The organism is Streptomyces sp. AcH 505 (assembly GCF_000818175.1).
In the GTDB taxonomy this organism is placed as follows: Bacteria; Actinomycetota; Actinomycetes; order Streptomycetales; family Streptomycetaceae; genus Streptomyces.
Genome location: NZ_JTIY01000001.1, coordinates 3536793 through 3546837, shown reverse-complemented (window position 1 = coordinate 3546837; position 10045 = coordinate 3536793). Strand labels below are relative to the sequence as shown.

General features: G+C 67.7%; 9 protein-coding genes, 1 tRNA gene and 1 pseudogene. 8 read left to right on the top strand and 3 right to left on the bottom strand.

Annotated elements, in window-relative coordinates; all coding sequences use genetic code 11:
* From HY68_RS16205 to HY68_RS16185, 5 genes and pseudogenes are all read left to right on the top strand, one after another.
* Positions 1 to 548 (top strand): annotated as a pseudogene (locus HY68_RS16205) (hypothetical protein); the annotation flags it as partial.
* Positions 545 to 1888 (top strand): AAA domain-containing protein, encoded by a 1344-nt coding sequence (locus tag HY68_RS16200; RefSeq protein WP_041989362.1) that lies wholly within the window; start codon positions 545 to 547, stop codon positions 1886 to 1888. The pseudogene HY68_RS16205 and the gene HY68_RS16200, both read left to right, overlap by 4 nt.
* 84 nt (positions 1889 to 1972) lie before the next feature.
* Complete coding sequence (locus tag HY68_RS16195) at positions 1973 to 2323, top strand: hypothetical protein (RefSeq protein WP_041989359.1); 351 nt, start codon at positions 1973 to 1975, stop codon at positions 2321 to 2323.
* Between the two features lie 212 nt (positions 2324 to 2535).
* Entirely contained in the window at positions 2536 to 3198 is a 663-nt protein-coding gene (locus HY68_RS16190) for a bifunctional DNA primase/polymerase (RefSeq protein WP_041989356.1), read from the top strand.
* Positions 3199 to 3305: 107 nt separating this feature from the next.
* Positions 3306 to 3379, top strand: a tRNA-Lys gene (locus HY68_RS16185).
* A 57-nt stretch (positions 3380 to 3436) separates the two neighbouring features.
* On the opposite strand, the gene HY68_RS16180 is transcribed toward HY68_RS16185, so the two are convergent.
* Entirely contained in the window at positions 3437 to 4699 is a 1263-nt protein-coding gene (locus HY68_RS16180) for a M6 family metalloprotease domain-containing protein (RefSeq protein WP_078863637.1), read from the bottom strand.
* Positions 4700 to 5024: 325 nt separating this feature from the next.
* Here HY68_RS16180 and HY68_RS16175 point away from each other — a divergent pair, with 325 nt between their 5' ends.
* From HY68_RS16175 to HY68_RS16165, 3 genes are all read left to right on the top strand, one after another.
* Positions 5025 to 6992, top strand: coding sequence for an EAL domain-containing protein (locus HY68_RS16175; protein ID WP_041989348.1), 1968 nt, complete (start codon positions 5025 to 5027; stop codon positions 6990 to 6992).
* A gap of 68 nt (positions 6993 to 7060) precedes the next feature.
* Positions 7061 to 7489 carry an ankyrin repeat domain-containing protein gene (locus tag HY68_RS16170; RefSeq protein ID WP_041989345.1) on the top strand — a complete coding sequence of 143 codons (429 nt, stop codon included), beginning with the start codon at positions 7061 to 7063 and terminating at the stop codon, positions 7487 to 7489.
* A gap of 177 nt (positions 7490 to 7666) precedes the next feature.
* Positions 7667 to 8179, top strand: a complete 513-nt coding sequence (locus HY68_RS16165; protein WP_041989343.1) for a hypothetical protein — start codon at positions 7667 to 7669, stop codon at positions 8177 to 8179.
* 113 nt (positions 8180 to 8292) lie between these two features.
* Here the strand turns inward: HY68_RS16165 and HY68_RS42810 are convergent, their stop codons facing one another.
* A complete protein-coding gene (locus tag HY68_RS42810; protein ID WP_157874353.1) occupies positions 8293 to 9459 on the bottom strand; it encodes a hypothetical protein in 1167 nt (388 codons plus the stop codon).
* A complete protein-coding gene (locus HY68_RS40780) occupies positions 9456 to 9971 on the bottom strand; it encodes a DUF4365 domain-containing protein (RefSeq protein WP_078863636.1) in 516 nt (171 codons plus the stop codon). The genes HY68_RS42810 and HY68_RS40780 overlap by 4 nt, the downstream gene beginning before the upstream one ends.
* Between the last annotated feature and the right edge of the window lie 74 nt (positions 9972 to 10045).

Below are 10045 nucleotides of genomic sequence, written 5' to 3'. Positions count from 1 at the left end.
ACGCGGTGACGGCGGCGCGCAAGCTGGCGGCGCGCGAGAGCGCCCAGGCCCAGCTGGAGGCGCAGGAGGCGCTGGACGACCCGCTGGTGCTGGCGGGCCGCCGGCTGGCGGGCGAGGCGTTCGTCGGGGAGGTGACGGAGGTGGTGATGGCGTACAGCGAGAGCAAACGCCCGGCGCCGCGTCCGCTGGTGACGGTACGGACGGACGACGCGCCGCGGCTCGGTGAGCGGACGAAGGTGTACCGCTCGCTGGACGGCAAACCGCAGTCGGCGGAGTTCGTCGAGTCCCTGCCGTCCCCGCCGGCCCCGGACGCGCAGGTGGTGCTGCGGCTGACCGACCGGATGGGCCGCGGCAAGGAGCCCGCGCCGGGATCCGTGCCGGAGAAGGGTGATCTGATCGCCTGGACGCTGTTCGAGCACGACCAGCGCGGCGGCGCGAAGCTGCCCGACCCCGAGGACACGCCGTGGACCCACGGCGGCCCTCCGGACACCGACCGGACCCCGACCCTGCCGGAGCCTGATCCGGTGACGGAGGAGGATCTGCTGTGACGGCCCCGCCCCTGACGTTCGACCCCGGCGCCGAGGCCACCCGCGCCACCGACGCGATCCTGTACGACACGCTGCACAGCGCGCATCGCGGGATCGTCGTGGACTCCCCGCCGGGCGCCGGCAAGTCGACGCTCGTCGTGCGCGCGGCGCTGGAGCTGGCCGCGGCGGGCCGGCCGCTGATGATCGTGGCGCAGACGAACGCGCAGGTGGACGACTTGGTGACGCGGCTCGCCGAGAAGGACCCCGAGCTGCCGGTCGGCCGGCTGCACAGCAACGACCCCGATCCGTACGACAAGGTGCTGGACGAGCTGCCGGGCGTCCGCAAGTCGGCCAAGGCCGCCGATCTCGCCGGGCTCGACGTCGTCGTCTCCACGGCCGCGAAGTGGGCGCATGTGCAGGGCGTCGAGCCGTGGCGGCACGCGATCGTGGACGAGGCGTACCAGATGCGGTCCGACGCGCTGCTGGCCGTCGCCGGGCTGTTCGAGCGGGCCCTGTTCGTCGGCGATCCCGGCCAGCTGGACCCGTTCAGCGTGGTGGGCGCCGAGCAGTGGGCGGGCCTGTCGTACGACCCCTCGGCGAGCGCGGTCTCGACGCTCCTCGCGCACAACCCGGAGCTGCCGCAGCACCGGCTGCCGGTCTCCTGGCGGCTGCCCGCGTCGGCGGCGCCGCTGGTGTCGGCCGCGTTCTACCCGTACACCCCGTTCCGCAGCGGCACCGGCGACGGCGACCGGCTGCTGGGTTTCACCGTCCCGTCCGACGGCTCGGGCCCCGACCGGGTGCTGGACGAGGCGGCGGCCTCCGGCTGGGGCCTGCTGGAGCTGCCCGCCCGCCGCACGCCCCGTACGGACCCCGAGGCGGTACGGGCGGTGGCGACGGTCGTCCGCCGCCTGCTGGACCGCGGCGGCGCGGCGACCAGCGAACGCTCCGACGACCCGGTCCCGCTGACGGCGGACCGTATCGCGGTCGGCACGGCCCACCGCGACCAGGCGGCGGCGGTCCGGGCCGCCCTCGCCGAGCTGGGCGTGACCGGCGTCGCCGTGGACACGGCGAACCGTCTGCAGGGCCGCGAGTTCGACGTCACGGTCGTCCTGCACCCGCTGTCGGGCCGCCCGGACGCCACGGCCTTCCACCTGGAGACCGGCCGCCTCTGCGTCCTCGCCTCCCGCCACCGCCACGCCTGCATCGTGGTCTGCCGCGCCGGCGTCCCCGAACTGCTGGACGAACACCCCTCGACGGAACCGGTCCAGCTGGGCGTGACGGTCAAATTCCCGGACGGCTGGGAAGCGAACCACGCGGTGCTGGCGCACCTTTCCGCACACCGGGTGAACTGGACCCCATGAGGCGTACTTGCGCCGGGTTGGACAATGGACGGTGGCCGAGCAGCACCTGACCGACATCGGCAGGCACGAGCAGGAGGAAAACACATGCGGGATCCCGAGCGGAGCGAGCGGCGGCGGCTGCGGCCCGCGCCTCTCCTCTTCGAGCCCTCCGAGGCGGTGGCCGACGCGGAGCACTTCTTCGACCTGGAGTCCATCGACGACCCCGCCGCCCTGCTCACCCGGGCCACGGAGCTGACGCTCGCGTTCCGCGCGGCCACCGACCGGGCCGTCGAGTTCCAGGCGGTCGCGGCGGCCCAGCTCGCCGATCCGCGGCGGTTCGACCGGCTGACGGCCGCGGACATCGCCGAGCGCGCGGAGTGGACGGAGGACTACGCGAAGCGGATGGTCGAATTCGGCCGTGACCTGCTGCGCGGCGAGGGTCTCGCGGAGAAGTGACCGGCCGGGCGACCCGGCCTTCACCGGCACGGCGACCGCCTCCGAGCGGCCCCGTGGCCGCCTGTGACAGGTCTCGTGGCGGGCCCTGACCGGCTCGCCAACCACTCATATGGCATATGCCGGGACGTAGGTTACCCCCGGGCACCGCGCTCTGTCCCGGCTTCGGGAAACTCTCAGATACAGAACCGTTACTGTCGGTAGATCTTGTTGCCATGACCGCATGGCTACGAGATGAATCCCCGCTGAGCCCCGGCACGAGTGACGACGAGCGCCGGACCGACATCTTCGGCCTCCTCCGCGACGAGGGCTCCCACCAGACCGGTCAGGTCACCCCTGCCGGTGCGGACTGGCTCGCCTCGGCCGGTCCCTGTCCCCGGTCCACCCTCTCCCTCTGGGCGGCCCGCCCGACCGCACCCGGCGTGCTGCCCTGCGGCTCCGCCTTCGACGTGGTGAACACCCCCGCGATGTTCGGCCGCCGGATGCTGGACCGGCTCTGGGGCGAGGGCCCCGGGTCGGGGCCCGTCGCGGTGCACCGGGGCAGGACGCTGCTCTTCGCCGCCCCCGGCACCGCCCAGCGGTTACCCGCCCTGCTGTCCTGGGAGGAGTGGGGCTGCGCGGCCGACGACGAGGGCCAGGAGGCCGGCGTGCCGCCGCTGCTGTGCCACGGCACCGGCGACGCCGTGACCGTACCCCCGCTCACCCCGGGTGCGACCGGGGCCGCCGCGGGACCCCGCTGGGTGGTGGCGCCGGACACCCGGCACCCCTGGCTGCCGGGGCCCGAGGTGCTGCTGTGGGCCTGTGTGCGGGCGGTCCGCTCGGCGGCCCGTGCGACGCTCGCCACAACGGCGGGGCGGCTGCCGCGCTCCTGCTCGTGACCGTTCCGCCGGACCCGCCCTGACCACGGCATACGGCCTCGGATGCGGCCTCCGGAACCGATTTTTCTTCCGGCCGATCCGGGTGCTAAGGTCTACGACGTCAGCAAGCGCCGCTAGCTCAGTTGGTTAGAGCAGCTGACTCTTAATCAGCGGGTCCGGGGTTCGAGTCCCTGGCGGCGCACAGACAGGGAGAAGGCCCCTCGCTCCGGCGAGGGGCCTTCTCCCGTCCTGCCATCGCTTACTCCGGCGGGCTCGTCGTGATCTTTACCGTGTACGCGCCGGTCGACGTCCGGTCCGCCACCTCCACCGTGATCCGCTCGCCGTTCCCCGGCACGGTGAAGGTCTCGCCCACCCCCAGCGGCGCGTCGGCCAGCGGCGGATACACCGACCGGTCCCAGCACGCCTCGCTGTGCGGATGCGTGTCCACCACCTCGATGGGCCCGCCGCCCGACGCCGTACCGCCGCGCACCTTGTAGATCAGCACGCCCTCGGTGCAGGTGTGCGCGTCGTTGCCGGTCGCCGCCCGCGCCTCGATCGCCACCGCACTCTCCGCGCCGGTCCTGACCACCGCGAGCCGGGTCCCGGCGCGCCCGCCGACAGCCGGCGCAGCCGCGATCGGCTCCAGCGTCAGCAGGGTGGTGCCGGTCGGCCGGACGCAGCGCACCTGGCGCGGGTCCAGCCAGCCCATCTTCCACTTGTGCCAGCCGAAGAAGTCGGGCGCGAGGCCGAACTGGCTGCCCATCACGTCCCAGTCGCCGACGTACGTGTCCCAGTCGCCCTTGCCGTCGGCCGGCCGGTGGTAGAGGTCGGCCAGGTCGAAGACATGCCCGGTCTCGTGGGCCAGCACATTGCGGTCCGGCGGATGCCGTTCGAAGACGGTGACGGCGCGCTTGATGTCCGTACCGTCCGCCCGCATCGGCGCGTCGAAGTTGACGACCTTCGTGGCGTCCGAGTCGACCCCCGGCGCGTCCGGGTCGGCGACCAGATAGACCAGGTCGTAATTGGAGAAGTCGACGCCGGGGTCGGACACGCGCAGCGCGTCGCGCAGATACGCGGCGCGGTCCACCGGGTCCCAGTCACGCGTTATGCGGTACGAGGTCGACGGGTGCGGCATCGTCAGCCAGCGCTTCCCCGGGTGTACGCGCAGCGCGAACTTCCCGTACGAGGCCCGCTCGTAGAACTGGCTGGTGGCGGGGAAGTGGTCGGCGACCAGGTCGTGCGGCTCGGTCAGCGGCCGGGAGTCGGGGAAGGACAGGAAGATCATCACGGCGTCGAGCGCGTGGTCGGGGCGGGGGTAGGCGTTGTTCCAGGTGTCGAGCCCCGCCGAGTGGTGCACGGGGGTCCTGGGCAGCGCGCAGGCACCCATCGACGTGGGCGTCGCGGCCACGGTCGGCCCCGCGACCAGCGAGGTGGCGGCGAGCGCCATGAGGGAGGTCAGGGCGGCCGCGACGCTGCGCAGCCGCGGCCGGTCCACTCCCCCGGGTGTCTGCTGACGCTCCACGTCGACCTCCGGCTACGGAATGCGGGACACCTCACCCACCTTGTTCTGGTTTCGGATGGAATGCCCTGTTCCGATGCCCCAATCGAGTGGGGAGCCCGACACCCCGGGGTTACACGGAAAGTCACAACCGATCACGAGGCGGCCGGCCTGGGCCACAGCCGCGCAGAAACGATCGTCCGATGACAGATCGTCGGCGCTCCGTTATCCCGTTCATCACGACGGAGCTGGAACGGGCCCCCTCAAAACCTCTATGATCGGCACACTTTCCCGGCCCCGAAAGGCCCGACCACCCCTGTACGACACGACTGCACCGCGGGAGCGAGCCGTGAGCGCAACCTCCGAAGGGCCGCGATCAGCGGCAGTCGCAGCGCCCGGTGACACCCAGCCGTCCGTCGGTGACACACCCCCGTCCGTTACGGAGCGTCACCCGGTAGGGAGAACAGCCACGGCCAGAGCGACGGCAGGCGGATCGGCGGCAGCCCGAACACCGTCCGAGCTGCGCGACTACCGCGCCGCGTTCCAGGCCGCCCAGCTCGCGATGGCGGTGCTGGACCACGACGGCGCCGTCGTCAGCGCCAACGAAGCGCTCGGCGAACTGCTCGGCACCGAGCCGGCCGCGCTGCGCGAGCAGCCGGCCGCCGACCTGGTCGACCTGGCGTCGGACGCCCGTACGTGGCACGCGTACCACGAGGTGCTGGGCGGCCGGCGGGCCCGCTTCCGCTGCACCCGGCGGCTGAAGCACGCGGAGGGCCGCGCGCTGTGGGCCGAGGTCACCGTCGCGCCCGTACCCGAGAGCGAGAGCGTGCTGCTGTCGATCGCCGACATCAGCGACCGGCGCGAACTCCAGGCGCGGCTGCGCCACTTGCAGATGCACGACCCGGTCACGCGGCTGCCCAACCGGGCGCTGTTCTTCGAGCGGCTGTCCTCGACGCTGGGCGCCTCGCCGTACGAGAACGACGAGACGGCCGGTGAGTTCGGTGATTTCGGCGAGGGCGGCGCCGATGGCAGAACAGGGCGGATCGGTCTCTGCTACCTGGACCTGGACGGCTTCAAGGCCGTCAACGACACCCTCGGGCACCGCGTCGGCGACCGGCTGCTGGCCGCCGTGGCGGGCCGGCTCACCGAGTGCGCCGACCACGACAGCCGCACCCGCAGCGGTAACCACCTGGTCGCGCGGCTCGGCGGCGACGAGTTCGGCATCCTCGTCGAGGACTCGACCGGCACGGAACAGCTGACCGCCCTCGCCCGCTCCGTACTGGCCGCGCTCCAGCTCCCGTTCGACCTCGCCGGACAGCGGCTCTCCGTCTCCGCCTCGATCGGCGTCGTCGAACGCACCGCGGCCGGCACGACACCGACCGCCCTGATGCAGGCCGCCGACACCACGCTGTACTGGGCGAAGGCGGACGGCAAGGCCCGCTGGACGCTCTTCGACCCGGAGCGCAACGCCCACCGGATGACCCGTCAGGCGCTCTCCTCCACCCTGCGTCCCGCGGTCGAGCGGGAGGAGTTCGTACTGGAGTACCAGCCGCTGGTGGGCATGGCCGACGGGACCGTACGGGGCGTGGAGGCCCTGGTCCGCTGGAACCACCCCCAGTTCGGCACACTCGCGCCGAACCGCTTCATCGGCATCGCCGAAGAGGACGGCTCGATCGTGCAGCTCGGCGGCTGGGTGCTGCGTACGGCCTGCCGCCAGGCCAGACAGTGGCAACAGGAACACCCGGACGACGAGCCCCTGTTCGTGAGCGTCAACGTCGCCGTACGACAGGTGTGGGACTCCGACCTGGTGTCCGACGTGGCGGAGATCCTGGCCGAGACGGGCCTGTCACCGGGCCTGCTCCAACTGGAGCTGACGGAGTCGGCCGTGATGGGCTCGGCGGGCCGCCCGCTCCAAGCACTGCAAGCGCTCAGCGAGATGGGCGTGCGGATCGCCATCGACGACTTCGGCACGGGCTACTCGAACCTGGCCTACCTCAGCCGTCTCCCGGTCTCCGTCCTGAAACTGGACGGCTCCTTCGTCCGCGGCTTCCGCTACGACGAGGGCGCCCACCCGAGCCCGGCGGACGAAATGATCGTCGAGGCCCTGGTCCAGCTCGCCCACCGCCTGGGCCTGACGGTCACCGCCGAATGCGTCGAAACGGCAGGCCAGGCGGAACGCCTGCGCGGCATCGGCTGCGACACGGGCCAGGGCTGGCTCTACTCCCGCGCGGTGTCCCCGGACCGCATCACCCGCCTCCTGACAGACCGCACGAGAGACACCGCACGGACACCCGTCATCACCCCCCAACGCGTCTGACCACCGCCGTCGTCGCCGTCGGGATATGAGTGGCCCGACCGCATGCCCGATCGTTAGCCTCGGCTCCCATGAACCAACGGCGGCGAAAGAAGCTCACCCGACGTCTCTTCGCAGCGATCCTGGAGGGCGACACCACCGCCGTGAAGACACTCCTCCGCGCCGGGATCGACCCGAACCGACCGGACAGCCAGGGCACCACCCCGCTGTACGAGGCGTCCGTGAACGGCAAACCCGAGATCGCCCACCTGCTCCTCCTGGCCGGCGCCACCCCGAACACCGAAAGCACCGGCCCGGGCGCGGAAGGCACCCCACTGTGCGCGGCCGCCTCCTGGGGCCACACAGAAACGGTCCGCACCCTGCTGACCCACGGCGCCGACCCGAACCGCGCCGAGGACCACGGCACCGGCTGGACCCCGCTGACATGGGCGAACCGCGGCCCTCACCCCGAAACAGCCGCGCTCCTTACCGCATCGGGAGCTACCAGGGAATCCCCCTAGCCTCCCGCCGAGCACGATACGCGTCCCAAATGACCGCCGCCTCAGCCACGGTGACACGCCCGCACTCTCCGAGTCGGGAAGCCTCCAGTCGCCAGCGCAGCGCTGGATTCGGCTGCCGATTGGTGAGGTCGCCGCTAGAATCCGGAAATCACGACGGAACGGCAGACGGGCCAGGACATGGACAACGAGAACGAAGCTGAAGTCAAGCGAGCGCTTGGAATTTCGTCCTGGAGGAACCTCTCCAAAGACAAGGTGATCAAGTTCGCAGCCATGATGCCCGATATGAGCACTGAGGTGCGCCTGAAGATTATCGAGCAGTTCCCTGCTTTCAAGGATCTCGCCAAGAACTCTGTGGATTCGGTGAAGAAGGCATACGAATCTACGCTCTCGGCCAACGAGAAGAGCCAGGAGAATTTCCATCAGGCCTCCCAGCAGCACAGAGAGGCCCTCAAGGAGGATCTCGGCAGGGACGACCTCAGCTGGGAGCAAAGACAGTTCCTCCACGACCGTTTCCAGCAAAATGTAGGTCAGGAGGCACAGAAGGACAGCGAGAACAAACAGTTCCTGGAACGGGGATTCAGGACGGTGGCAGTGACCGCAAGTGCTGCAATCGCCGTAGGCGCGGTTTTTGTCGGCGCCAGAATAATGGGCGAAAGCAAGGAAAACCCCGAGGACTCTTTGGGATCCTAAGAACTCATAACACGATCTTGTTGCGGGCTGTGTCTGACTTGGGGCGCAGTTTAGTAGGATCAGTTCCCGGCGCCATTAAGTTCCACATGGCAGATCTATGCACTGCGTGCAGGTTATCCGATATCAAGGGCATCATCTAACGTCATTGTTGACGGATCTAGACCGAAGGCACTGACATCCATCATTGCTTGTCGCCCGCTAGCCACGTGAAGAACCCCTCGCACGAAAATCGGACGACGTTCCGTCATGTATCTGGAGGCCAAAGCAAAGGTCTCCCAATCGAGATCGAACCTCACAGTCCGCTTGCGACCATTAATAGCAGCCTGTATCGTCACCCTGCCGGTTCCCTCATTCAATGGCGCCGCACAATTAGTGATAATACCGAAGATCACCTGCTCCTCTATGCGTTCAGAACCCTTCAGTATGGCGGAAATCTCGTCGACAGCGAATGCCGATTCCCTGGGGAAGTCCACCTGTTCCGCTGAAAGCAGCGGGGGACTGACTGCAGGCGCCCACTGAAAATTGATGTCATAGTTGTCAACCTGCCCGGTAGAAAGAACGCGTGACACCGCGTCGCACAACTCCCGAGAAACCCCCTCCGCGATTGCATCGTGCATATCAGATGCACTTGGAATCCGATCCCGCGTAACTGCAATCTCCTCAAGAACCTCCAAAGCATGCGCCAAGGTCGTCGCCACTCTGCGATCAAATCGCGCTTCCTCTACATCAAGATCTAGATGGGGCCGACTACCGTCTCCCTCATTGAAAGAATAGACATCTTGGACCCTGACTTCACTGATAATAGGAACGATGTATGACCCTTGCATCGTGTGCCCAAGGCGAACCTGCTTCGCGTGGTTTATTGCCCTTTTCGGCATGTTGCGACCAAAATTCCCTTGCCGCAATAGCGTCGACGCGGCAGCGGCCACAATTAAGCGTTTGGCAGAATCGAAGAGAGCAATCCCCGCATGCAATGGGATCGTGTCATCGATGAGTTCATCGCTGGCCGCTCTAAGTTTTGTAACATCATAAAACTGGCGCGCCATATCCTCCTTCACCTCATCTGGGCTCCTGCGCTCGTGCCTAGCCAAATCCTTTGTCATATTGTCTAGCATCGGCTTGAAATCCGGAGCTGCCGAAATCTTGGGCACCATGATACGCAGTCGATCGTTCGACCGACTCTCCCAAATCTCGGCTAGTGGCCCTTGCGTAACGGGTTGCCAGTCGGCCCGGATTAGATAGCTGGCCGTCTCTTCAAATCCAATCTTCATCCCGATCATGCCGCAGGCACCGCCTGAGATCCATACATCAAACGATGACGCGCATGCGAGAACATTTCTTCGAATCCAGGTAAGTCGATGCGTTGGGAACGCGGCAAATGTACGGACTTTGTGCTCAAATTCGTCACTTCTGGCAAATCCTGGATTTTCGCCCAGTAGCCAGAACATCGCATGGTCAGCTCTTGCTCGTCGTGCAGCATCCATTCCTCAATATCACGCGGAACTATCACCAATCCGAGAAATCCGACAGCCGTTCTCGTTGACGCACGTAGCTTGTTATAGGTAGGAATGTCAAGATCATAAGAATACGCATTCCCCTGAACTGCTATCTTCGGGCTATAAGTACACTTCATTTGCAACTCGAATGAAAGTCCATCAGCGCGCTTTACGGATAGGTCGACACCATCCTTGTCGACCTCCCACTTCCCTAACGTGTACCCGCCCTTAGTGGCTAAGGCGGCGACGTACGCCAAGCTGACCTGCTCCTGCTGCCAACTGTCTGCTACTCCCACATGCCCCCCCTTGTCGCAGAGTCAGCAAGCTACTACTACGGGTATGTCTCCACTAGGGGGCGCACCTGGACTAA

Bases quoted from the DNA above. Each gene is read 5' to 3' on its own strand.
- HY68_RS16165 (WP_041989343.1), top strand. From the start codon at position 7,667: ATGGACAACGAGAACGAAGCTGAAGTCAAGCGAGCGCTTGGAATTTCG.
- HY68_RS16170 (WP_041989345.1), top strand. From the start codon at position 7,061: ATGAACCAACGGCGGCGAAAGAAGCTCACCCGACGTCTCTTCGCAGCG.
- HY68_RS42810 (WP_157874353.1), bottom strand. From the start codon at position 9,459: ATGATCGGGATGAAGATTGGATTTGAAGAGACGGCCAGCTATCTAATC.
- HY68_RS16190 (WP_041989356.1), top strand. From the start codon at position 2,536: ATGACCGCATGGCTACGAGATGAATCCCCGCTGAGCCCCGGCACGAGT.
- HY68_RS16195 (WP_041989359.1), top strand. From the start codon at position 1,973: ATGCGGGATCCCGAGCGGAGCGAGCGGCGGCGGCTGCGGCCCGCGCCT.